Annotated in this window: 24 protein-coding genes and 1 riboswitch; of the genes, 13 read left to right on the top strand and 11 right to left on the bottom strand. The window is 35.7% G+C overall.

All coding sequences use genetic code 11. The features are described 5' to 3' along the window. Nucleotides 1-19: 19 nt before the first annotated feature. Genes DAY19_RS01475 through DAY19_RS01490 form a run of 4 tightly spaced genes read left to right on the top strand, consistent with a single transcriptional unit; the run spans nt 20 to nt 3130 of the window. Nucleotides 20-541, top strand: coding sequence for a TrmH family RNA methyltransferase (locus tag DAY19_RS01475; RefSeq protein ID WP_114705413.1), 522 nt, complete (start codon nt 20-22; stop codon nt 539-541). A 6-nt stretch (nt 542-547) separates the two neighbouring features. After that, nucleotides 548-1540 (top strand): ABC transporter ATP-binding protein, encoded by a 993-nt coding sequence (locus DAY19_RS01480; protein WP_114705414.1) that lies wholly within the window; start codon nt 548-550, stop codon nt 1538-1540. After that, nucleotides 1533-2330 (top strand): ABC transporter permease, encoded by a 798-nt coding sequence (locus DAY19_RS01485; protein ID WP_114705415.1) that lies wholly within the window; start codon nt 1533-1535, stop codon nt 2328-2330. Before DAY19_RS01480 ends, DAY19_RS01485 begins: the two co-directional genes overlap by 8 nt. Beyond that, complete coding sequence (locus DAY19_RS01490; protein ID WP_114705416.1) at nt 2330-3130, top strand: ABC transporter permease; 801 nt, start codon at nt 2330-2332, stop codon at nt 3128-3130. The genes DAY19_RS01485 and DAY19_RS01490 overlap by 1 nt, the downstream gene beginning before the upstream one ends. Nucleotides 3131-3168: 38 nt before the next feature. Here the strand turns inward: DAY19_RS01490 and DAY19_RS01495 are convergent, their stop codons facing one another. Together DAY19_RS01495 and DAY19_RS01500 are read right to left on the bottom strand one after the other, a co-directional pair. After that, on the bottom strand, nt 3169-4755 hold the full coding sequence (locus DAY19_RS01495; protein ID WP_114705417.1) for a HAMP domain-containing methyl-accepting chemotaxis protein: 1587 nt from the start codon (nt 4753-4755) through the stop codon (nt 3169-3171). Between the two features lie 149 nt (nt 4756-4904). Further along, entirely contained in the window at nt 4905-5255 is a 351-nt protein-coding gene (locus tag DAY19_RS01500) for a Kazal-type serine protease inhibitor family protein (RefSeq protein WP_114705418.1), read from the bottom strand. Between the two features lie 102 nt (nt 5256-5357). On the opposite strand from DAY19_RS01500, the gene DAY19_RS01505 reads away from it, so the two are divergent. Together DAY19_RS01505 and rlmN (DAY19_RS01510) are read left to right on the top strand one after the other, a co-directional pair. Then, nucleotides 5358-5717 (top strand): hypothetical protein, encoded by a 360-nt coding sequence (locus DAY19_RS01505; protein ID WP_114705419.1) that lies wholly within the window; start codon nt 5358-5360, stop codon nt 5715-5717. Between the two features lie 47 nt (nt 5718-5764). Next, the gene (rlmN, locus tag DAY19_RS01510; RefSeq protein WP_233500238.1) at nt 5765-6769 is read left to right on the top strand and encodes a 23S rRNA (adenine(2503)-C(2))-methyltransferase RlmN; all 1005 of its coding nucleotides are present in this window, start codon (nt 5765-5767) and stop codon (nt 6767-6769) included. Here rlmN (DAY19_RS01510) and DAY19_RS01515 read toward each other — a convergent pair. Beyond that, nucleotides 6749-7126: a thiol-disulfide oxidoreductase DCC family protein gene (locus DAY19_RS01515; protein WP_114705421.1), complete on the bottom strand. Its 378-nt coding sequence runs from the start codon at nt 7124-7126 to the stop codon at nt 6749-6751. The genes rlmN (DAY19_RS01510) and DAY19_RS01515 overlap by 21 nt on opposite strands. 133 nt (nt 7127-7259) lie before the next feature. On the opposite strand from DAY19_RS01515, the gene DAY19_RS01520 reads away from it, so the two are divergent. Next, a complete protein-coding gene (locus DAY19_RS01520; RefSeq protein WP_114705422.1) occupies nt 7260-8513 on the top strand; it encodes a hypothetical protein in 1254 nt (417 codons plus the stop codon). Nucleotides 8514-8547: 34 nt separating this feature from the next. On the opposite strand, the gene DAY19_RS01525 is transcribed toward DAY19_RS01520, so the two are convergent. Further along, nucleotides 8548-9321, bottom strand: coding sequence for a dienelactone hydrolase family protein (locus DAY19_RS01525; RefSeq protein WP_114705423.1), 774 nt, complete (start codon nt 9319-9321; stop codon nt 8548-8550). A 51-nt stretch (nt 9322-9372) separates the two neighbouring features. Here DAY19_RS01525 and rlmN (DAY19_RS01530) point away from each other — a divergent pair, with 51 nt between their 5' ends. After that, complete coding sequence (gene rlmN / locus DAY19_RS01530; protein WP_114705424.1) at nt 9373-10419, top strand: 23S rRNA (adenine(2503)-C(2))-methyltransferase RlmN; 1047 nt, start codon at nt 9373-9375, stop codon at nt 10417-10419. On the opposite strand, the gene DAY19_RS01535 is transcribed toward rlmN (DAY19_RS01530), so the two are convergent. The 4 genes from DAY19_RS01535 to DAY19_RS15505 all read right to left on the bottom strand — a co-directional run bounded on the left by DAY19_RS01535 (nt 10416) and on the right by DAY19_RS15505 (nt 13278). Continuing rightward, a complete protein-coding gene (locus DAY19_RS01535) occupies nt 10416-11417 on the bottom strand; it encodes a D-alanine--D-alanine ligase family protein (RefSeq protein ID WP_114705425.1) in 1002 nt (333 codons plus the stop codon). The genes rlmN (DAY19_RS01530) and DAY19_RS01535 overlap by 4 nt on opposite strands. Next, a complete protein-coding gene (locus DAY19_RS01540) occupies nt 11414-12421 on the bottom strand; it encodes a putative zinc-binding metallopeptidase (RefSeq protein ID WP_114705426.1) in 1008 nt (335 codons plus the stop codon). The genes DAY19_RS01535 and DAY19_RS01540 overlap by 4 nt, the downstream gene beginning before the upstream one ends. Before the next feature lie 75 nt (nt 12422-12496). Continuing rightward, the gene (locus DAY19_RS01545) at nt 12497-12808 is read right to left on the bottom strand and encodes a winged helix-turn-helix domain-containing protein (protein WP_114705427.1); all 312 of its coding nucleotides are present in this window, start codon (nt 12806-12808) and stop codon (nt 12497-12499) included. A gap of 146 nt (nt 12809-12954) precedes the next feature. Beyond that, on the bottom strand, nt 12955-13278 hold the full coding sequence (locus DAY19_RS15505; protein WP_114705428.1) for a winged helix-turn-helix domain-containing protein: 324 nt from the start codon (nt 13276-13278) through the stop codon (nt 12955-12957). 116 nt (nt 13279-13394) lie between these two features. On the opposite strand from DAY19_RS15505, the gene DAY19_RS01555 reads away from it, so the two are divergent. The 3 genes from DAY19_RS01555 (at nt 13395) to DAY19_RS15120 (ending at nt 16547) form a co-directional block, all read left to right on the top strand. After that, entirely contained in the window at nt 13395-13985 is a 591-nt protein-coding gene (locus DAY19_RS01555; RefSeq protein ID WP_114705429.1) for an adenine nucleotide alpha hydrolase family protein, read from the top strand. Between the two features lie 103 nt (nt 13986-14088). Then, nucleotides 14089-14604, top strand: a complete 516-nt coding sequence (locus DAY19_RS01560; RefSeq protein ID WP_114705430.1) for a hypothetical protein — start codon at nt 14089-14091, stop codon at nt 14602-14604. Nucleotides 14605-14675: 71 nt separating this feature from the next. Then, nucleotides 14676-14754: riboswitch (adenosylcobalamin-variant (AdoCbl-variant) riboswitch) on the top strand. A gap of 119 nt (nt 14755-14873) precedes the next feature. Beyond that, nucleotides 14874-16547 (top strand): TonB-dependent receptor plug domain-containing protein, encoded by a 1674-nt coding sequence (locus DAY19_RS15120; protein WP_255509251.1) that lies wholly within the window; start codon nt 14874-14876, stop codon nt 16545-16547. Here the strand turns inward: DAY19_RS15120 and DAY19_RS01575 are convergent. Together DAY19_RS01575 and DAY19_RS01580 are read right to left on the bottom strand one after the other, a co-directional pair. After that, nucleotides 16529-17683 (bottom strand): MFS transporter, encoded by a 1155-nt coding sequence (locus DAY19_RS01575; RefSeq protein WP_114705431.1) that lies wholly within the window; start codon nt 17681-17683, stop codon nt 16529-16531. The genes DAY19_RS15120 and DAY19_RS01575 overlap by 19 nt on opposite strands. Nucleotides 17684-17707: 24 nt before the next feature. Then, on the bottom strand, nt 17708-19867 hold the full coding sequence (locus DAY19_RS01580; protein WP_114705432.1) for a UvrD-helicase domain-containing protein: 2160 nt from the start codon (nt 19865-19867) through the stop codon (nt 17708-17710). Nucleotides 19868-19955: 88 nt separating this feature from the next. Between DAY19_RS01580 and DAY19_RS01585 the strand changes: the two genes are divergently transcribed. Next, the gene (locus tag DAY19_RS01585; RefSeq protein ID WP_199506598.1) at nt 19956-20426 is read left to right on the top strand and encodes an FKBP-type peptidyl-prolyl cis-trans isomerase; all 471 of its coding nucleotides are present in this window, start codon (nt 19956-19958) and stop codon (nt 20424-20426) included. Between the two features lie 77 nt (nt 20427-20503). Beyond that, nucleotides 20504-21586 carry a porin gene (locus DAY19_RS01590; protein WP_114705434.1) on the top strand — a complete coding sequence of 361 codons (1083 nt, stop codon included), beginning with the start codon at nt 20504-20506 and terminating at the stop codon, nt 21584-21586. Here the strand turns inward: DAY19_RS01590 and DAY19_RS01595 are convergent. Then, entirely contained in the window at nt 21583-22725 is a 1143-nt protein-coding gene (locus DAY19_RS01595) for a cation:proton antiporter (protein WP_114705435.1), read from the bottom strand. The genes DAY19_RS01590 and DAY19_RS01595 overlap by 4 nt on opposite strands. Nucleotide 22726 lies beyond the last annotated feature (1 nt).

The following is a 22726-nucleotide window of genomic DNA, read 5'->3' on the forward strand; positions in this document are numbered from 1 at the left end:
TTCGTAATTTATCCCAAGTATGAGCAAGAAAACAAGAAAATTCTTAGAAAAGAAATTAGAGAAAGAACTAGAGATAGCCAAAGAAAAAGCTGTTCACGGACAACATAAAATTATTATTGTCTTGGACCACTTAAAGGGTGGCTTCAACATAGGAAAGATCCTTAGGTCATGTGAAATATACAGTATTTATGAAGTCCACATTGTTGGAACGAAGTTCTTCGATGTCACAATTGCAAAGGGCGCTCTTAAAAGAGTGAAAACATTCTTTTTCAATGAGATTGAAGAGTCAATTGAGCGAATAAATGAACTTGGTTACACTCCTCTCACTCTAGATTCAAAAGCAGAAACATTTCTAAATAAATGCGACCTTCCACAGAAGTCAGCATTTATCTTTGGTCACGAAGAATTTGGGCCACTGAAAGATATGCCAGGAATAAAAAGGTTAAAAATAAAGCAATACGGTCTAACTGAATCTTTAAATGTTTCAATAGCGGCAAGTATTGTTATGTACGAATACACAAATCAACACGCAAGCGAGTAATTAAATATGATTGAAACAAATGGCCTCACAAAGAAATTTGTAAGTTACAAGAAAGAAGAAGGTTTTAAAGGTAGTGTAAAGTCTTTCTTTAATAGAAGCCCCATTACAAAATATGCAGTAAAAGACTTCAGCTTCAAAGTCGAAAAGGGTGAGATCAAAGGTCTCTTAGGTCCAAACGGTGCCGGTAAAACAACTCTTATGAAGATGTTAACTGGTATCATCGTTCCCTCTGATGGAGAGGTTTCAATTGCAGGTTATAAGCCGTGGCAAAGAGATAAAGAATTCCGTAAGAAAATAGCCCTTGTTATGGGGCAAAAGTCGCAACTATGGTGGGATATTCCGGCCATGGACTCATTTAAGTTACTTCAAAAATATTATGAAATACCAGATGATATGTTTAAGAAAAAACTTGGCTATATGGGAGAGCTTCTTGATGTAACGGAACTTTTTCATATTCACGTAAGAAAGCTTTCTCTCGGTGAGCGTATGAAGCTTGAACTAATGGCCTCTCTTTTACATGAACCAGAAGTTTTATTTCTCGATGAACCAACTATTGGACTTGATCTTGTGGCCCAAGAAAATATGAGAAACTTCTTAAAAGAGTATCACGCAAAAAATGACCTATCGATTATTTTAACATCGCATTACATGGCCGATGTACAAGCACTTTGTAAGGACCTTGTTCTTATTTCAAAGGGACAAAAAGCATACGATGGGCCTCTAAAGAATTTGGAGAGAATTCTTGGTGATAAGAAGTCTGTTTACTTTAGCTTTGATAAATCAATTGATAGCAATGAAGAGTTTTGGACTAAGCTAGATTGTGATTTCTTTGATCACAATACAAGTGTTGAATTGAGAGTAGATAAAGAGGAGCTATCACAATTATCCTCTGCAATTCTTTCTAAGTATCCAGTTATCGATTTTCATACAGAAAAGCTTCCTATTGAAAAAGTAATGAAAAAGATTATGGCGAATCCGGAGATCTTAAGTAATGTCTAATCTTATTAAGTGGTGGCAAACAATTAAAATTTCCGTAGTGAAGTATACGGCATATCGCCTAAACTTCTTTTTACAAATTATTGGACCTGCTATTGTCTTCCTATTTATTAAATACAATCTTTGGACGGCAATTTTTGAAAGTACAGGTCTTGATACTATTAAAGGCTATACTCTTAGTGCAATGTTAACTTACCACGTATGGGCCTTTGTTGTCTCACAACTTGCACAAGGCCACACTGCTCTAAACCTAGCACTTGATATTAGAATGGGAAGAATATCAACTTATCTCATCTACCCTTTTAACTTCTGGGAGTTCCACACGGCATCATTCATTGGATTTCAAATGATTCAATTATGTGTCACAGGTTTTGCAATATTCTTCTTTTCTCTTGTTGGAATCCTACCAAATATAGACTTTATAACTCTTTTAAATGGAGTTGCCGTTTGCCTCTTTGTAAGTCTATTTTGGTTTTCTCTACAATACCTAACTGGGGTTATGGCCTTCTGGCTTGAAGAGACATGGATCCTAAGGGTTATGCTTCAAATGATCACAGTATTTTTATCCGGAGCAATTATTCCTTTAGAACTCTATCCAGACTTCTTTAGAGAAATTCTCATGTACACACCATTCCCTTATCTAACCTACTACCCGATTAAAGTCTTCATGGGTGAGCCAGTTAGTTACTCAACGTTCTTTAGCGTATTAGGTCCTTGGCTTATAGGTGTTAGCGTAATCTGTACATTAGTCTGGAAACGTGGAATTAAACTTTATACGGCAGCGGGGATGTAATGAGTTTTAAAAACGAATGTAAACACTACTTAAGCGTTTATTCAAAGTTTGTCTCGACAAGTACTTCAGTAGCAATGAGCTTTCGTACTAGCTTTGTTCTCATGATCTTTATGGATCTCTTTTTCTTTGCTTCAGCATATTTCACACTAGACTTTATCTTTGATCACGTTGATCAAGTGAAGGGCTGGAACAGAGATGAATTCATGTTATTTTTGACATATATGCTTTTAATGGATTGCTTTCATATGATTATCTTTAGTCAAAACTTTTGGCGCTTTAGTGATGATCTAAAATCTGGTCAGCTCGATTATACAATCCTACGACCTCTCAACTCAATTTTCAGTGTCTTCTTTCGCTATGTACGCCCATCATCTCTTCCGACATTGATTCCAGCGATCTCTATATTTTGCTACTACGCTAATGCCAACGGCTTTACTTTAATACAATGGCTTCTTGTGCCCCCATTACTTATCCTATCATTAACATTACTAGCAGTTATTGAATTCGTTATAAGTTGTGCAATGTTTTGGCTTGTTGAGGGTGTTGGAATAAATTTCTTTAGAATGCAGATGCAACAATTATCACGTTGGCCAGATCTAATCTATGGAACAATGACAAAGAGAGTTTTTTCTTTCTTTATTCCAATTCTGCTAATTGGCTCTGCACCAGTACGCTTCCTACTAGATATGAGTAAGTGGCACTACCTTCTGATCATGGTAGGAGCAACGATAATCTTTTGGTTTGTTTTAAAGATACTTTGGGAAAAAGGCCTACAAGTCTATGATTCAGCCTCTTCGTGACAAAGGAAGAGTACTCATAAACTTGAGGCCAGATTATTTTAGGCAGCTTTGGGGGCCGCTTCATCGCCAAGTATGGCAGTTTCAATTTCATCAATTGATTTATTAACGTGAACAACTTCATTTAAAAGTTTTCCAGCAACTTTAGACGCTTCCTCAGCAATACCTGTATTAGATCTTGAAGACAGATCAATACTTGAGATAGAACTTTGAAGCTCTTCAATACCTTTTGCTTGTTCAAAAGTGGCAGTTGAAATCTCGTTAATGGCCTTTGTCACATCATCAACACTTTCAACAATACTCTCTAGAATATCACCACATTCTCCCGCAACCCTAGTTCCAGAGTTAACACTATCTCTAACTTTTGAAACAAGTGAATTAAGTGTTTCGTTAGATTCTGTAATCATACGATTTACTTCCTTTACACTTGAGCTAACCATTTCGGAGATATCAATAGAAGCGTGTCCACTCATCTCAGCAAGCTTACCAACTTCTTCGGCAACCACTGAGAAGCCTTTACCAGACTCTCCAGCTCTCGCCGCTTCTACTGATGCATTAAAAGAAAGTAGCTTTGTTTGAAAAACAATATCATTAATAACCTGTGTTCTTTCTTCAATTTTTTCAATTAGATTGATAATCTTCTGCATCTTTTCTGTATTTGACCCCAGCTCTTCAACCATCTCGACAATATCGCTATCAATTCCATTCATTGAATCAATCATTTTCTTAACGATCTTCTGTCCAAAAGCAGCCTTATCTAAACTCTCTTTTGCAAGTTCTGTAGACTCTTGAGCATTATTTGAAGTCACCCTAATCATAGAACTTACTTGCTCGATTGCCGCAGAAGACTCCTGCAATGAGAGATCTTGGTTTCGAGAAGAAGATGTTAGATTATTTGACGTAAGTGAAATATTATTTGCACTTTTAGTCATAAAGTTTGAGCTCTTTGCTAAACGCTCAAGTGTTTCTCTAATACGTAAAGAAATCTTATTAGCGTAAACAACACCGGCACTAAGACCTAGAATCACCCCAATAATTGATACAACGAGAAGTGTATAATTAAGAGAGCTTACAGTCTGATTAAATGCTGCCGCAGAAGTTACAACTTCTAGAGAAATCTTTTTAGTGTAAAGATCTAAAGCGACCTGATAACTTTCAGCTGCCTCAGGACAATGTACATGAAAGATCTCTAATAACTCTTTTCGCGCTTTAACACTTCCGTCTTTTGCTAATTCAATAGCCCTTGCACCAACCGCTTTAAAGTTTATCCACTCTTTTTCAAGATTATTAAAAATCTCTTTTTCATTTTCATCGCGGATCTTTGACTTTAACTTCTTAGCAGCATTATCGTATTTTGTAATCATCTCAAGAGTTGAGTTTATCGCTGCTTCATTTTCTGATGCGGTATTATTCTCAAGCCCTAATGTTCGAACAGAAATTCTAGTTTTCTGATAACTAACATCCATTTCATTGAGAAGAATACTGCGTGGTATAATATCGCGACTAAATTCATGAGACTCATCGCTCAATTTTGAGATTCCAAAATAGGATACAGTACTAATCGAAATGCTAACAATTGATAAAAAGACACATAGTAAAATTAATTTAAACTTAAAACTTTTGTTCATTTATCACCCCTAGTTATCGCAACTATCGGGCAATAAGATCAATAACTTAATCTTTGTTTATGTAGTTAACCTTAATTCAACTGTTAACCCTTGCAAATTCAACTGTTAACCTTCTAAGTTAAATAATGGCCTTTTATAAATAAAAAAATCTAGTGAGATTCTATCTTGTCACAGGCCCCTTGATGCTTAATTGGAACACCCTTGCATCGAGCATTACATGAGCTACCATAAGTTTTTCCATCAACACCACAAACAGGTTTCCAAATCATAGGACATACACAAGTAGATGGTTTAGGCGGAGAAACATGAGAAGGCTTATTTTTCTTTTTTTCAACAACTTCACAAGCACCATTCTTTATATCAGTTGCTCCTGAAGACTCTGCCATACAAGCATTTGTATAAGTAACTCCATTGGCACAAACCGGAAGGTAATCTTTTGAACAAAGAAGAGCATATATTTGAAACTGAGATAAAATTAAAAGAAGAGATATTATTTTCATAAATAAATTATAACACAAAGGCTTCAAATGGCCTTAATCTTGGAATTTCATGCGCATCATGTTAATAATAGTGCCCTAAACGACTAGAAAAAGGATAAGTACATGGAAAACTTTATTGATCAAATTATCAAAAATTTAAGTGCCAATGGTTTCCCTCAAAAGAAGGTTTCTCTACCAACAGAGAAAATGTATGAAATCGCAGATTCAAAAGGTCTTAGTCTAAATAAAGTTCTCGATGAACTTCGTGAAAAAAAGATGATCGGTAGTGAAATTGGCCCAGAAAAAATCATCTTCTCAATGGAGAAGTTTGAGAATCAAGAAGATATGTATGCAAAGGCACAAGAGATGATGTCTCAAATGTCACCTGAAGAAATGCAAAAGATGCAAGAGATGGTTCAAAATATGACACCAGAACAGCGTGAACAAATGATGGAACAGGCCCGTAAGATGGGGATGCTCTAATAAAGTCATTCTTTAGCCTCCCACTTTCACAACTAGAGTCCTTTGTAATTGAGCATGGGTTTACAAAAGTCCATGCTCAAACAATTTATACTCAAGTTTATAAACACAGTAAGAAGTCGTTTCACGAAATTGAAGGCTTACCAAAGAAGCTCTACCCTCTTTTAGAAGAAAACTTTATTTTTGATTTTCTTGAAATAGCAAAAGTTCAAGAGTCTATTGATGATAAGACCATTAAGTTACTTTTTAAGCTTAGCGATGGACGCACAGTTGAAACCGTTTGTGTCCCCTTTCAAAAGAAGTACACTCTATGCCTATCTTCTCAAGTTGGCTGTTCAATGAAGTGCTCATTCTGTTTTACAGGAACACAGGGCCTTACTCGCTCCCTTAAAGAAAAAGAGATCATTCTTCAATATATTCAAGCGTATAACTTCATTAAAGAAAAGTTTAATGGCCATCAAGCGGCTCCTAATATTGTCTTTATGGGCCAAGGTGAACCACTTCATAATATTGAAGAAGTAGCACAGGCAATTTCAATCCTGAGGATAAATGAAGGTATGGGCCTAGGTCCAAGACAAATCACTCTTTCAACAGCAGGCTATTTACCAGGGATAAAACGCTTTAAGGAATTAGGTAGTATCAACTTTGCTCTTAGCTTCCACTCACCATTTAATGATGAAAGAAGTGAACTTATTCCATTAAACAAGGCTTACCCTATTGAAAAACTAATTGAGGAATTAAAAGGCCTTAAACTTATGAAGCGCCAATACCTTACTTTCGAGTACCTTGTTATCAAGGACTTAAATCATAGTAAGAAGCACTTAGAAAAGATTGGAGAGCTTTTAAAAGGAATGCCTGTTATCTTCAATCTCATTCCATTTAATGAATTTCCTGGTGCCCCTTATAAAAGGCCACTGATGGAATCTGTTGAAGAATTTAAGGTTGGCCTAATGGAGCTTGGCTTTCATGCAAAAATAAGAACGACTAAAGGAGATGACATCCTGGCGGCATGTGGCCAGCTTACATCTGAAGAGCTAGAGGAAGCGCTCTGCTAAGTCAGCTTCAGGAATAGGACAGACATCAAGTTCTTCCCCAATAATATAACGATTCTTTGCTATAAACTGATAAATTCCATCACGAATGAAACGCGGGATAAAACGAAAGAGTTTAAAATATGTATGACCCAGCGTCACCATGATATTAATGGCCGCATCAGACTTCGTTGAAATCTTACCATCTTGATAGAAAACGACAGTTGATAAATTCTTAACGAAATCTTGTTCTAGATAATTTAGCGCCTTCTCATCTTGGAGATGACAGAATTTGATCCGTTTCTTACGATCAATTCGATAAATAAATTTGATGATGCCATTACAAATCAAGCACTTACCATCGAGAAAGACGATATTCATGGTTTATATCTTACACTAAAGTCATTCAATAATCTAAATTGTAAAAATTATATTGAGACACATACTGATACATAGTTCATCTTTCTTATGCTAGATTTTGGCCAACATTAATCAAATATTTGAGAGAGAATTTATGAAGAACGCCCTACTTCTAACAACACTTGTATTTACCTTAGCTGGTCTCACTTCTTGTGGTGATCGCTCTTCCCTATACGACAACACTGGCCCAACATTAAATAGCCAAGGCCTTGGTGGAGTCTCAATTGCATCAGCTCTAAATGAAGCACCTTTTGTATGTGATCGATATTCAAAAGATGGATGTATAGATGAAGTCTTACTGATGGGTAAATTAAATCGTGGGCGACTTCAAACATGTGCATCGTTCTTTGTTGGTGATAACTTAGTTGCTACAGCAAAGAAATGTCTTCCAAGACAAGAAAGAGATCAATCTTTTGGAGACTGGATGGCATCTGCATGTAAGCAAATTGCTTTCAAGGATTTAAAAGGCTTCACTTACACATGTGACTCAATTGAGAACCAAAGATATTCTGAAATTGTTCTAGTTAATACAAAACAAAAAAGTAATGTTGGATTCCTAGAAACAACATTTGATGGTGTTAAGTTTGGAGATAAGAATAAAACTTTTGAAATAACTTCATTCTCAAGAGGTGGAACAACAAATTACGCACTCTCAGAAGGAAAGTACACTCGAGCAAAGAAAGAATGTAAAGGTATTACAAATTCACTACTTACTACAATTAACGGAACAAAAGATTCTAAGAACTTTGTTCTTTCTAATTGTGCAATCGACTGGAACTCAACAGGTGCTCCAGTAATTGTAGATGGAAAAGTAGCTGGTATGCTTCATGGAAAGATTGAAGGTGATGCTGATTTCGGTGCAAAAGTAAGTGAAAGAGACGGTGTTGCTCTTGCTGAAAACTTTGCATGTCAAACAAAGTTCAACCCTTCAACTCCAGCTGACTGTAACCTACACCATGATACTCACAAGCGAAATGCTCTAACTAACTTGATTCAAGAAGCGCTTGTAAATAATGGTTCAACTTTTGAATCTTCATCAAAAGATATTACAATTTTTAGAAAAGATGGAGATCTATTAGTACTTGAAACTCAAAAACCAGCTCTATGTTCTTCAGTTGGAGACACTGGTAGCTTCCAAGCATGTAAGGTTAAGCTTCCAATGAAGAATAAATTCTTATCGATCATTGATATTGAAAATGTTGCTCTTGATTGTGAAAGTCCTGTAGCAATAAGTTGGAAAGCTGTTAATTATAATGATGAACTAACAAGAGCACTAAGCTTTGATGATTTAAGTCTAAATGGTTATCACACTGATTTAAACTTTAAGAAATTAAATTCATGTCTATAAGTAAAAAGGCCGTCAATAAGACGGCCTTTTTTATTTAAAGTGTATTTTGTAAAAACTCTCTCATCATCTCCCAAGATTCTTTATCCGCTTTTTCATTATAAGCTAACGGTAAGTTAAACTTCTTTCCTTTTTCTGTCGCAGCAGGATTAGTAAAGGCATGAGTGGCACCTGGAAGGTTCACAAACTTCATGGAAAGTTTCGAATCTCTAATAACATTCTTAAAGCTCTTTATATCTTCTTTTGAAACAAGTGGGTCATCGGCACCATTAATTACAAGTAATTTAGCTGTTGATCCCTTTTTTACTGTCTTTATTCCACCTAGAGATCCATGAAATGAAACCACTGCTTTTAGATCTGCTCCTTGAGTTGCATTAAAAAGAACTACTGCCCCACCAAAGCAATATCCAATTGCACCTATTCTTTCAGGGTCGACACTTTCTTGCTTCTTTAAAAGTTCTACCGCAGCATTAAACTTTGCCTTTAACAATTTAGGGTTGCTAAAAGCCTGCTTTGAGAATTTCATCGCATCTTTTGGATGCTCAGCAGTTTTTCCATCACCATACATATCAAGAGCAATAGCATTATAGCCAAGATCAGCTAATTGATCGGCCCTCTTTCTGGCATAATCATTATGCCCCCACCATTCATGAACAACAACAATACCAGGGCGCTTATCATCAGCGCTTCCATTAAGTGCCATATAACCTTTGAAATTCTGTTCTCCTACTTGGTAGTCAACATCTTTCGTTGTGACTGATGAACAGCTTACAAAGCTGAATAAGAACAAAATAGGTAGTAAAATTCGCATTATTCCTCCTTAAAGATTGACTGGCCCAATGCAATTGGTTAATTATGCATTATGACAAAAGATAGCTTATATAATTTAACTTTAGAAAGTTTCCCATATGATGAAGCAAAAATCATGGGAAAGTGGGTCTATAAAAAGTTAAATTTCAACCCTGATACATGGGAGCATGCGCCAAGAGTGGTACGTGAAAAAGCTAAGGAATATGACCTTTCTTTACTCAAAGTATTATGGCAAGGCCTGTCAAAAGATGGGACGAGAAAGTTTCTCCTAGGTCTTAAAGATAAGAATTCAATTGAAGCTGTTTTGATCGAAAGTGAAAATGACAAGCGACTACGATCAACTCTTTGTATCTCATCACAAGTTGGCTGTGCAATTGGCTGCACCTTTTGTCATACTGCCACCCAGGGCCTTACAAGACATCTGACGACAGCTGAAATTGTCGGTCAATACTTAACTGTATCAAGCTGGATGCGCGAGAATGTAGATAAAGATTATCAAATCTCAAATATTGTTTTTATGGGCCAAGGTGAGCCTCTTCATAATTTTGAAAATGTTAAAAAGGCCTGCTACCTCTTAACTGATCCTTTAGGAATTGCCCTTAGTAAGCACAAGGTAACTATCTCAACATCAGGATTAGTACCCAAGATTAAGCAATGGGAAGAGCTACCGGATGTGAATGTTGCCATTTCACTACATGCAATTAGAAATAACCTACGCTCTGAGCTTATGCCAATTAATAAGCGCTACCAAGTTGATGGCCTACTTGAGGCATTGAAAACAATTCCTGTTAAAAACTCTCGACGTATCATGTACGAGTACTTACTCATTAAAGATCTAAATGATACTCAAGAAGATATTGATGGCCTCATTGAAAATCTGCCTAAAAAAGAATCAAAAATTAATATTATCCCTTTTAATGAGTACCCAGAAAGTAAGTTCAAGAGACCAAGTGATGAACACATTGAATGGTTTCAAAGATCACTACAAGCAGCGGGACTAACCTGTACGGTACGAGAAACAAAGGGCGATGATATTTTAGCAGCTTGTGGACAATTAAAGACTCAGTACGAAAAGCTCAATCTTCCTAACTCAAACTAATTAACTAGTTTCGTTATTAACTTTTTATAGCTTATCCCAGCTGACTCTGCAGCCATCGCAAACTCATCTTTCATGGCGATATTTGGATTTGGATTGGCCTCAATAATATATGGGATCCCATTTTCATCAACACGTAAATCAATCCTAGCATAGCCATTTAACTCAAGAACTTTATATGTTCGCTTACAGATTTTTATTATTCGCTCTTTAACTTCTTTAGGAATATCTGCTAACTCAATATCGATACCTTTTGATTTGCGATACTTCATATTCCATTTGGCCTTCTCTGAATAGAGTTCAAGTTCAGGCTTATCAACTTTGTTAAAACGAAGTTCAAGAATTGGTAGAATCGTTAATCGTTTATTACCGATAACTCCCACAAAGAATTCACGACCTTCGATAAATTCTTCAACAATGACCTCTTCTTCGTATTTATCCATGAGATACTTAATACGTTCAAGTGCCTTCTCTTCACTTTTTACAATTGAAGCTCCACTAATTCCTAATGAAGCATCTTGGTATAAGCACTTAACGATTAGTGGGAACTTCAACTTCTTAGAAAGCTTCGTTTTTTTACGATTTTTAAAGACTTGAAATTGTGGTGTTTTTATTCGGTGATATGAAAGAAGCTTCTTGGCCATTGCCTTGTCACGTGCAATCATTAAGCCTCTTGGATTATTACCTGTATACTTAACCTTAAGTAGCTCTAAGTAGGAAACCACATTTTGATCAAAGAGAACGTTACCATTGAATTCCTCAAGTAGATTAAAAACAATATTTGGTTTGAATTCATCGATGGCCTCTCTAAGAGGCATTAAGTCAGAATAAAGACCTACGACTTTTACGTTATGACCAAGACTCTTTAAAGTCTTAATAACATTGTATTCAGTAATCCAAGGCTTATATTCAAAATCTTCCCGTGCTTCCTCCTCCTTAGAAATATCTTGAGGTGGAATTAGATCTGAATGGACAAGTACGAGAACTTTCTTTTTACTCACATGATAATCCTGTCGCGGCCCTCAGTGAAAAACTTTTTAGTATGACTTAGCAAAAGTTTCTCTAAGTTTTGAGTTCCTCTTTCATTTGGAATATATAGCTTCTTAACCGAAGTGATATTCTCCAAATCTTTAACAACAGAATCTATTTTATATTGATATGTATTAGTCTTCAAGGCGATGTTTCTAATTAACTTCTGGCGATTATTTTTTAGAACAACTCTTAAATCTGTTCCAGTTGTTGAATTATCATTTAAGTATGACTCAATATGCTTAAGACTTCGTCTCGTTAAAGACTGCTTACGTAGTCTCTTCTTCTTAAGCTGAAGATACTCTGCTACAGTTAAGGTGCTCTCCTCTATCGAGTCGACTTCTTTATAACAAACGACATTTGGCTTCTTACCGCGTAAACTCTTCATTTGAGAATCAACGTATTTAAGCTTTGTTAGAGCTGGCCAGTTTTCATATATATTTCTCCAATTTGATCTTGGAGTTAGCCAGGTTGCAAATGTTTCTGCAAAGTCTTCCTCAGGATGGGCCTGAGCATAATGATCTTCTAAGTGATATACATAATTCTTAGAGAAAACTTTAGGAATATATGAATTTGGATAACGTTTATCATGATCACCAAAGATACTCTTTCTTCTTTGCTCATCTTTTAAAAAGTAGGCATTATCCATAACATGCCCACATTCGTGTCGCATAAGCTTCATAAACCAGTCACGAGTTTCACCTTCGACATGACCGATGTACTGTCTTTCTAATGCTATTAAACGTGGGTGCATTAGAGTAAATGGTATCGCAATTCCAGAGATAGAATCAGGACAAAACCAATCATCACTAAGCCAAACCTTTGGTCGAACTAATAAATTCTTATTTTCTAATTCCTGATTTAGCTGATCTAAACAATTTGAAAAAATACTCTTATCAAATGAGATATCGAGTTCCCATAATTGGGCCCCCAATATATCTCTTTGATTAGAATTTTCTAAATTTAGTTTCTTCATTTGCTCTTCCAGTTAAGGGCCAATTATAGCTGTAACTGGAAGAAATTAAAGAAGAAAGGCCTTGGCATGAATTATTTATAAGTCATTAATACAGACTTGGCCGTTACGATTAATCTTGAGCTTAAAGTCGACTCCCTCGATCTTTGCTCGAATATGAGAGAGATGCGTATTTATCGTTTTATTGGTCACAACGACAGGTCCCCACGCTCCCATTACTAATTCTTCTAATTTGTAAATTCTCTTTCCCCCTGAGATTAAAAAGTAGAGAACCTTATACTCTGTTTTTGTTAAAGCTACCTCATTATCTCCAACATAAACCTTCTCCTCTTTGTGGTTAATCCTCAGGTTTCTAAATCCTACCCAATCATTCTGGATAATAAATGTCATATTTTTAACTCCTCCCCCTTCAATAAATTAGGTTAATGGGAGGCGAAAAAATTAACAACTTATAGATAGGAAATGTCTAAACAATTATCCTAATCATAGAAATATTATTTCCTACAGATATGAAAAATGGCTATAAATTCAATACATTACAGATCGTGTAAGCAAATTTGGTTGTTGCGATTTATACGAATCCTGAAATCAACACCTTTTGTTTTATGTCTTAGGTGTGTGAGGTGGGTATTGACAGTTTTATTTGCCACATCTACATCTCCCCATATAAATTTAACTAGTTGCTCCCTCGGATAGACTCTTTTGCCACCATCGAGAAGAAAAAATAGGATCTTACACTCGGTTTTTGTCAGCTCTACCTTTCTTTCATCAACATAGGCTACTCGATTTTTTGGGTCCAAGGACAGATTTCGAAAAGATAGGGTCTGATTATTTGAATTATTAAGTGGTTCCATATTCATTTCTCCTCCAGAAGAATCATTGAGAAAATTTTATTCCATTGAACATGTCCATGTTTGTGAGGTAAAAATAAACCTATAGGGATTATTCACATATTAATTGGACTTAAGAGTAATTGATGAAAAATAAGAAAGTACTATTTTGGAGCGGTGGTTTAACCTCTCTTGCAACATTAAAGAAACTATTAGAATCACATAAAAAGGATGAAATTATTCTTCTTTGTCTTCTTAATAAAGAAGGTAATGAATTAGGTCATACAGGAATCCCCGAAGAAGTACTCCAGCTACAAGCTCGATACTTAGGTTTAAAATTAGTACGACTCTATCAAGATGAGTTAAGTAAAAAGGTCTTAGAGAAATTTGTCCAACAGGGATTTGAATTCTATTGTGGGTCTCGAGATGGCCACTTCATTGAAACAACCCCTCTACTGAATTCCCTAAAAGTTGAAACTCCTCTTAAAGGTATTGCATATACTGAGTTAATGGAACAAGACCAGTCGAGAACAATTCTAACTTCGGTACAAAACGAAGAGGATCAAAGGTTACTTGGTAAAGAAATAAGTGATATTTCACAATATCTTCAACAGAGTAATCAGCGACTAGATACTTTTGTGATTTACGATCCACTTTTTCGAATCCGCATTCCATTTTCAAAAAATATTGTTGTTGAAAAAGATGGTTATTTTATCTGTAAGATAAGAAGCGTTTAGTATTCAAGAAGTTTTCTCTTAACTTGAATTTATTTTAACATTACCTCCATACTTGCTTGCCTCTTGGGTCATATAATCAATGGTGATCACTTTTGGAGGTTTTATGAAGTCAGAAAGTAAAAGAAGGAAGTTTCTCTTTGTTGGTGCTCGAATTGTTATGGGAACGGTTCTACTTCTAGGAGGAGTTACTCCAGGTCTAGGGCTATTAACAGAGTCACAATTTACACCTGAGGCCCTTTCCTTTATTAATTCTCTGCAAGAAACTGGTTATCTTTACTACATGATTAAATCACTTGAAATTGTACTTGGGACAATGTTTCTATTAAATTTGTTCATTCCATTATCGGCCGTAATTGCAGCACCACTTGTAATTAATATCTTATTTTTTGAGTTATTCTTATGTAACTCATTTTTAATAGCGCCGATATTACTAATTGCCTGTGAGACAATCGTGTATCTAGAGCATCGTAAATTATTTAATTGGTTATTTAAGTATCAAGTTCATACACATACAAATGATTTAGATGCACCAGATATGATTATTCTCTCAGACTTAAAAGAGAAAGATCCTAAAACTTATAAAAATGTCGTCAATTCTCAGTACTATCACAATATATAATTTCTATCTTATGGCCCATTGTCTTCAAGCTCTTCTTGACAGACAATGAGCCTCCTGTGAAAATTCATGAATTGAAAAATTCGACAAGGTGAACTCTGTGAAATTCAGAGACTGTCCCGCAACGGTTAAAGTCCGATCCCTGTTTTTTAAACTTTATATCTCGGAGGAAGATCATAAGAACGCCACTTATTCTATTATCTATAGTTTCATTACCAATTCATGCTGACATTTTTATCAAGGCCTCAAAGCTTGAAACATCAAAAGAAAAAATAACTAGCGATGTGACTGTCATTACCGCCCAAGAAATTGAAGACTCTGGAGCAACGACCTTGCAAGAGCTTTTACAAGGTAGGTCATCAGTATTCATACCCCAAACAGGAGGACTTGGATCAATCGCAAGTTTTAACTTAAGAGGACTACCAACAGGTTTTTCTAAAGTTATTATCGATAATATCGAGCTTGTTGATCCAACTGATATTAATAACTCTTTTCAAGTGAATAATCTTTTGCTCGAAAATATCGAAAGCATTGAGATCTTAAAAGGAAGTCAGTCGATACTCTATGGATCAAACGCTGTTGGTGGTGTTCTAAAGATTAATACAAAGAAAGGACATAAGAACAATTCATTAAATCTTGAATACGGAAGTTTAAATACAGTTAAAGCTGGCCTTCAGAGCAGCGGCAACTCTGATAAGCTCAATTATGGATTAAGTGCGAGTTACCTCTCAAGTGATGGCTACTCTGCTGTCAATGAAGATAGAATCGAAAATGCAGAAGATGATTCATTTAAGAACTTAAACCTCAATCTTAATTTAAGCTATCTTTTAAACGAACAATTAGAACTTAATTATCAAGGTCAACTTCTTGACTCAGAAGTAGAAATTGATGGTTTTGAATCCACTCCACCGTATGGTCCAATCGATGTCGTTGAAAACGATCTTAATGAATACCTTCAATCAAATCATTACCTAGGGTTTAATTATTTTTCTGAAGATGAAAAATTAACGATAACTCCAAGTATTCGTTATTCACATATTAAGAGAGAAGACCCTACGAATAGCTTTACGCCATTATATAAAGGTAATGAAATACAAGCTAAACTTGATATTAAGTATAAGCACACTCAAAACCTAAGCCTACTTTCTGGAGTTGAGTACACAAAGCAAGAAGACGAAGTTGAGAATTCTCAAAGTGAATTATACTCAGTTTACACTGCAGCAAACTTAAGTCTTGAGAAATGGTTTTACGATCTTGGACTGCGATTTGATGACTTCTCATCAATACAGTCTAATAATTCAAACGTAATAGGTAGCGCAGGTGCAGGTTATCGAATAAATAATGAGACCTCTTTAAAGGCACATATTTCACAAGGATTTAAACTTCCTACACTTTATCAACTGGCCAACCAAGTTGATGATTTAAAACCAACAGATAGTATAAATACTGAGTTTATCTTTAGCTACAATACGATAATGTCTCAATTTGAGGCCGCTATATTTAACTATGATCTTAAAAATCAAATTGATTACGATACTACTGCTTTTGGTTATGACAATATAGCAAAATCTCAAATTCAAGGGATTGAATTAAATCATTCAATAGAATTTAAAAATAGTTTTAATATAAAGACATCTCTAACTTTTCAACGTGCAAAGAATGAAACAGATGATTCTGATTTATTAAGAACACCAAAACAATTAGGAAGCTTAGTTCTTGGTTATCAAATAAGTAAAAATCAAAGACTGATTAATAATTGGCAATACGTTGGAAAGAGAAAAGATGTTGGTGGAGAGCTACCGTCCTATGTTGTAGGTAATTTCACTTATCATTATAAAAACTTTTCTTTTAAAGTTTTAAATATTCTTGATAAGAATTACGAAAACGTCGAGTACTATGGAACGATGCCTAGAAGCTATTATCTCTCTTATAAACTCTCATTTTGATGATATCTTTTAACAAGACTCATCGCTATGAAAAATGAAACTATAGAGCCAATATTTAAGAGATAAAAGAGGTAGAAAGCGTTGCCAGCACCAAAGCGCTCAGCGATTGCACCAAAGATAAAGTGCATGATTGCAATTCCTACTCCAATATAACTCATGGTACTACCAAGGACGACATGGTTCTTTTTTGGAAATGAATTTGAAATCCAATCGACAATGACAGGGAAACAAAACGACATAAACAGCCCTGTCATTGCATAAAATATTTGATGTATCTCACCTAAGCTAAAACAAATTAATGTCGAAACTAAAGAGATAATAATTAACTTTTTCGATTCTAATTCAATCCTAAAAAATGCGAATCCTAATCGCCCAATCATAAGAAAGAGAAAGAAATAAGAAAGATAATTATTTGCTACGTATTCACTAAATCCATGGGCCTCTACAAGATAATACTTAATTCTAGAAGAAACCATAATCTCCGAGGCTACGTAACAACCAGCAAACAGGCCAATTAAGAGATTCATGAAAAATGCATCCTTCATTGTACCGTGGTTTTCTTTTATATCTTGATGATGACTATCATGAGTAAAAAATGAATAAATCAAAACAATAGCACAAGGAATTGCTAAAAATTTAAAATAGTGAATCCAACTAAGATTAACATAAAGAAATAGTGATAATAATTGTGGGGCAAGGAGCGAAGAAAGCCCATAAGCTCCATGTAGCCCCGATAAGAATCGCCTTTTTTGAAAAGGTGGTGCTCCCGAATCAACCATAAAATTCATCGTGATACCAGTAATTCCAAATCCAAAACCAGCTAAGGCTCCAAAGACTAAACTTAAGTCGAAGTTTTGAAAGTCTCCTCCTGCACCAATACCATATGTTCCAATTGCCATCATGATCATAGCAACTCGAGTTGAGACAACAGGCCCTAGCCTAGGTAGCCAAAGAGAAGTTGATAGGTATGCTAGAACAGAGGTAATAGACATTAGAGAAAAGATTAATGAGCCCTTATCAGGCCCAATTGAAAAGAAGCGAAGTAGTTCTGGATAAACGGCCCCACGTCCATTATCAATAAAGCTTAGAGCGACTAAGGACATATAGCCTAGAATTACGTATCCAAAATTTTTCAAACTTCTTCCTCTATAGTCTCTTACTTAAGCAATAAGAGACTTATCCTTATATAGTAACCATAATTGGTGGATTGCACGTGTCGCTGCTAAATGTAGACGTTTACGAGCAGTGTTATCAATTGGATAGTTTTCCTTATCGCAATCTGGAATGATGACATAATCAAATTCGAGTCCTCGGATTTGTTCTACTGTTGTGACTTCAATCCCAGGCTTCAGTGAGAAGTTCTCATCTAAAACAAGTCGAACACTTCCGACCTCTTCAATTTCTCGATACAGTTCTCGCGCCACACTCTCCTTAGCACAAATAATGGCAACAGAGGCCTTCGGTTCGCGATTCATTAGTTCAATAAGAGCACTACTCACTAGCATCGCCGCATGTTCCAAATGTTGAACAGATGTTTCAACAATTGGTCCACCATCTCGCTTTGAATCAGGTAATTGCTTAGGGGCAAGTGGACCTAGTACATGATGAGCGAAAGAGACGATCTCTTTTGGTGAACGGTAAGAAACATTGAGTTCTTCAACTTGAATATCATCGACATCTAATTCAAGGTTATGACAGACATCGTGCCATGAAGTGAATTCAAAAGTGCGATCAATCTGCTGAACACTATCTCCAGCGATTGTGAAATTTCCATCACGATGTTTAATTTGACCAAGTAGCTTAAGTTCACTTTGTGAAAGTTCTTGTGCTTCGTCTAAAAAGATATGCTTATAGAATTTAAATTCACGGCCAAAATACTTTAAATGTCCAAATTGTTTTACAATTAAATAATTATAAAGTGATAGATCGTACTTATCCACAAATCCGGTGACTTCACTATCACGAGACTCTTTACTAACGTAATCACTATCAGAGTCCATTAACTGAATTTGTTTTGCAGTATAAAACTTTAAGTCCTTAAGCATATGTGACGTTACTTGACGATTAGTCATCTCAGGAAGTTTTTCCATTAGACTATAGTCTGAAAAGATATTTAATAACTCTTCTCGTACATTTTTAAAGCTCTTTAATAACTTTCTTAATTCTACTTTTAAGATCGAATCATGAGTCTTCTCACTAACTCTCTTAAGTTTTAAATAAAGAGGGCCATCTTGATTATCGAAAAATTCAAGGTCACGATCTTTAAGTTTTGCTCGAATTCCTTCTTCTTTCTTTTCAAGATATTCATCAATTAAACTAAGAAGCTTAGGATTTCTTTTTACAGTGGCAATTGAATCCATCGGATTATATTCAATCTTCTTAGGTATATTTCTTATATTTTGAAAAATAATCTTTTTAATAAGATCATCAAGAGTAGAGACTCTTACATTTTCAAGATTAGACTCAATTAGAAGCTTCTTTGAAAGCTTAACAAGTCCTTGGTTTGGAACAATAACCATTACATCTTGTTGGCGAATTCCATCTTCACGACAAAGTTTTGCAATCCTATAAAGAGCAACTGTAGTCTTACCACTACCTGCTCCCCCCGTAATTAGAAGTGGCTTATTCACACTTTGATTAACAAGGTCATATTGAGTTTTATCTAGGAGTGAGATTACTTCTGGCCCATCAAATCCAGTACGCCCACTACCAAGGGACTGATTTGCACTCCCTTCTCCTCCAGCAAGTTTTTTAACTGTTTCATTTAGGGACATCCATTTATTATCACGATAAACAAATGAGTCCCCTTCTCGGTCAACTCGTACCAGTTGTCCATCTCTAACAGTTAAGATGGCCTTCTCTAAAATACGTCCTTCGATAACTCGATCATCGAGATCAAAGTCAAAGTCATCACCTTGTCCATATTGATAGAAGATTCTCGCCATTGGTGATTTCTTCCAGTCAATAATCTTAAACTTTAGCTCTTTATGTGAAAATGGTACGTGTCCAATAAGGAAGTCTTTTAACTTTCCATTTTGCTCAATTTTAAAGTGACCAAAGAATGGAGATTCCAGGCTTGGCATACTTTGGTGCTGTTCGTAACGCTCGGCCAATTGATTCAATAAATTCATCTGCTGGATAATTCCAGGTAAATCATCTTCCTTACAATTTAGCGACTCGTCGCGCAAAGCCTTAATATTATCTGCAATATCGGCCAGTGCTGCGGCGTTTAAATCAGGTAAACGTTTTACCAATTGGATTGTTTCCTCAAGGAATCCATTGATTTTTTCGATGTATTTTACATTATCTAATTCACTCATTCTTTATTTGCCTTCTATCAAATACATTGTTAGGCTGAGACTTTATACTCTTTTTTATTAATAAACACTAACAACATGAGGGCTTATTATGCCAAAAGTTATCGGATTTAACTACACATTAACGAACTCAAACAATGAAGTTTTAGATACTTCTTCTGAACATGGTCCACTTCTTTTTCTTGAAGGTGTTGGACAAATTATTCCAGGACTAGAAGAAAAGGTTATTGGAATGGCAGTTGGAGAAAAAGCAAAAATTGACGTAGCAGCAGCAGATGCTTACGGAAATAAGAATGACGAACTAATTATTAAAGTTCAAAAGTCACAATTTCCAGCTGACGCTCAATTAAATATTGGAGACGTATTCCAAGTAAACCAAGATCAAGGTCTACCTCCATTTACAATCGTCGAACTACAAGGTGAAGAGGTTACTCTTGACGGTAATCACCCTCTTGCAGGACAAGATCTAACTTTTGATATTGAAATCACTGAAGTTAGAGAGGCAACTGATGAAGAAGTTGCTCACGGTCACGCTCACGGTGTAGGTGGCGTACAGCACTAAGAATTTACTTTTCTTAAGTTAAAAAACCACACAAAACCCTTTTACTATTAAATTAGACTAATTTTAGTGAGGGTTTTGTGGGGTATATTCAAAAATATCTTTTTATAATATCCATTCTATTTACTCCTAAAATAATTCAGGCCAAAGACCTTGGTGGAAATTTTAGTCTATACGGAAAGCTTTCAATGGCCGCTATTGGCCAAGCGGGAGTTCAGTCGCTAAATAATAACTCCTCTCGTTTTGGGTTCAAATATGAGAGAGATGACCTACTCGAGGGGTTCACCACTGGTCTTCGTGCTGAGTTTGGAATCAATACCAGCAATACGAGCCAAAGCGTTCAGGAAATTCCTAATACGACCGGTCGTTTTCAAGTAGATAATACTAGCGACCGGCCATTTTCAACAAGACTAACTTACCTCTCCTTATCCAAGGGAGACTTTGAGGCAACGATTGGAAAGAACTGGTCTGTCTGGTACGACATATCTGGCCTAACAGATATCTTTATGGTGACAGGTGCATTTGCCTCTTCAACTTATACTTCAAATGGTGAAGTTATTGGAACGTCTCGTGGAGTCGATCTAGTCCAACTACGTTATAAGCTAGGAAATATTCACTTGGGGGCCCAAGCAAAACTAACAGGAGATGAGTCAACAGATATAACCGACTCTGCTGGCAATGTTATTGGCCAGCTCGTCTTAGAACATAGTATTGCAGCTTCTATTCGCTATATCACAAAGAATATCATTCTTGGTGCAGCTGCAATTAATCTCATTACAGATAGCACAGGAAAAGATATTAGCGAGACATCGGTTTCAGTTGGAGCAAGATACATCTATAAAGAATTTTTTACAGCATTTAATTATGCTGATGCAAAGGATCTTGAGCTAGTGGATGGAAACTTTATTAGAACTGATGACTTTGAGGGATTAATTGGTTGGAATATCACAAAGAGACATCAATTAATGATCGGCTATAATTGGCAAAATTCTGATGAAGTTAATTATGAAGACTACGAAATGTCCTATTATCTTGCCTCTTATATTTACCGATATGGTCAAGTTGAACTAGGTCTTGAGTTTGTCTTTGATGATAGCACTGAGCCAAGTGGTGAGCGCCCGGAAAACCATCAAGTTATCCTAGGCGCAACATTGTATTTTTAGAAGTTCTCAGGTGGAACTTTCTTAAACATAAACGCAGGGATTACACTTGCAACTAGTGTATAAATAACAAGCCCCGAAACGATCTCTAGTGGTATATCAAATCTTTCTCTTGAAATTTGGGCCATAACAAGACCAAAGATAAGAGTTGGAAGAAGTGACATAGTAATTTCCTTACGATCAGGCCAAAAGTCCTTCATAAAGAAGTTCATATTTGAATATGTATTGATAATTCTCAATGGAATAAAAACTCCTAAGAAAACTAAACCAATGATTAATCCTTCAGTACTAAATAGGTCTTTTGTAAAACTAACCCCTGCTTTGAAGAAGTAGAATGGGATAAAGAATGAGAAGAACATTTGTAAGTTCTTAATGATCTCTTCTGACTTATCCGATTTTCCAAAGTGCTTAAACTCTGAAGCAATAAATCCTACGATAAATGCACCAACAAGATAATAAGTTCCAATCTTCTTTGTAATTACACCACAGATAAGAGCTGTAAGAATAAGGAAACCAACTTCTGAGTCTTTTGCATAAGGCGCTATATACTTGAAGAATAATTTATATGCTAATGGTAAGAAAACACTTAGTGCAATAAGAACCATTGTTGAACTTCCAAGGTTCACAAGGCTTTCAGACTGCAATGTAACAAAGAGTAATAAGATCGCTGCAATTTCTTTAGAGATGGCCTTTGAACGAATCCAATACTCTTGACCTTCTGAGAATCCATAATTTTTTAGAGAGTTTAAAATAAAGCCTGTCGATGGCGTCATAATACCAAGAGCAATTAAAGTCGCAGGCCTAAAGGCAATTTCAAAGTAAAGAGAAATTCCAAAAGCAACTAAAAGCGTAATTGCTAACATTTGAGTTACTCCTAAAAATAACTCCTTCCAATTTTGCTTTAGCTCTTCTATTTCAACTTCAAAACCAGCAAAGAGAAATAAAGAAGTAATACCAAGACGAGATAGCATAAGAAGAAGCTCATCTCCTCTAAACCACCCCAGTCCTAATCCAGCTCCGACACCCAATGCAATCGAAGAAATCCCTATTGGGATCTGAAACCTCAGTAAAAGCTTTGGCAATATTAAGAGCACTGTAAATAGAATTAAATACTGTGCTTCAGTATTAACTAAGTGAATCATA

This window comes from Halobacteriovorax vibrionivorans, assembly GCF_003346865.1.
Taxonomy (GTDB): domain Bacteria; phylum Bdellovibrionota; class Bacteriovoracia; order Bacteriovoracales; family Bacteriovoracaceae; genus Halobacteriovorax_A; species Halobacteriovorax_A vibrionivorans.

Excerpts from the sequence above, each read along its gene's own strand:
- DAY19_RS01500 (WP_114705418.1), bottom strand. The coding sequence starts at position 5,255 with ATGAAAATAATATCTCTTCTTTTAATTTTATCTCAGTTTCAAATATAT.
- DAY19_RS01555 (WP_114705429.1), top strand. The coding sequence starts at position 13,395 with ATGAAAAATAAGAAAGTACTATTTTGGAGCGGTGGTTTAACCTCTCTT.
- DAY19_RS01560 (WP_114705430.1), top strand. The coding sequence starts at position 14,089 with ATGAAGTCAGAAAGTAAAAGAAGGAAGTTTCTCTTTGTTGGTGCTCGA.
- DAY19_RS01525 (WP_114705423.1), bottom strand. The coding sequence starts at position 9,321 with ATGCGAATTTTACTACCTATTTTGTTCTTATTCAGCTTTGTAAGCTGT.
- DAY19_RS01580 (WP_114705432.1), bottom strand. The coding sequence starts at position 19,867 with ATGAGTGAATTAGATAATGTAAAATACATCGAAAAAATCAATGGATTC.
- DAY19_RS01480 (WP_114705414.1), top strand. The coding sequence starts at position 548 with ATGATTGAAACAAATGGCCTCACAAAGAAATTTGTAAGTTACAAGAAA.
- DAY19_RS01545 (WP_114705427.1), bottom strand. The coding sequence starts at position 12,808 with ATGACATTTATTATCCAGAATGATTGGGTAGGATTTAGAAACCTGAGG.
- DAY19_RS01595 (WP_114705435.1), bottom strand. The coding sequence starts at position 22,725 with ATGATTCACTTAGTTAATACTGAAGCACAGTATTTAATTCTATTTACA.
- DAY19_RS01485 (WP_114705415.1), top strand. The coding sequence starts at position 1,533 with ATGTCTAATCTTATTAAGTGGTGGCAAACAATTAAAATTTCCGTAGTG.
- DAY19_RS01585 (WP_199506598.1), top strand. The coding sequence starts at position 19,956 with ATGCCAAAAGTTATCGGATTTAACTACACATTAACGAACTCAAACAAT.
- DAY19_RS15505 (WP_114705428.1), bottom strand. The coding sequence starts at position 13,278 with ATGAATATGGAACCACTTAATAATTCAAATAATCAGACCCTATCTTTT.
- DAY19_RS01475 (WP_114705413.1), top strand. The coding sequence starts at position 20 with ATGAGCAAGAAAACAAGAAAATTCTTAGAAAAGAAATTAGAGAAAGAA.
- DAY19_RS01495 (WP_114705417.1), bottom strand. The coding sequence starts at position 4,755 with ATGAACAAAAGTTTTAAGTTTAAATTAATTTTACTATGTGTCTTTTTA.
- DAY19_RS01520 (WP_114705422.1), top strand. The coding sequence starts at position 7,260 with ATGAAGAACGCCCTACTTCTAACAACACTTGTATTTACCTTAGCTGGT.
- DAY19_RS01515 (WP_114705421.1), bottom strand. The coding sequence starts at position 7,126 with ATGAATATCGTCTTTCTCGATGGTAAGTGCTTGATTTGTAATGGCATC.
- DAY19_RS01505 (WP_114705419.1), top strand. The coding sequence starts at position 5,358 with ATGGAAAACTTTATTGATCAAATTATCAAAAATTTAAGTGCCAATGGT.
- DAY19_RS01490 (WP_114705416.1), top strand. The coding sequence starts at position 2,330 with ATGAGTTTTAAAAACGAATGTAAACACTACTTAAGCGTTTATTCAAAG.
- rlmN (WP_114705424.1), top strand. The coding sequence starts at position 9,373 with ATGACAAAAGATAGCTTATATAATTTAACTTTAGAAAGTTTCCCATAT.
- DAY19_RS01540 (WP_114705426.1), bottom strand. The coding sequence starts at position 12,421 with ATGAAGAAACTAAATTTAGAAAATTCTAATCAAAGAGATATATTGGGG.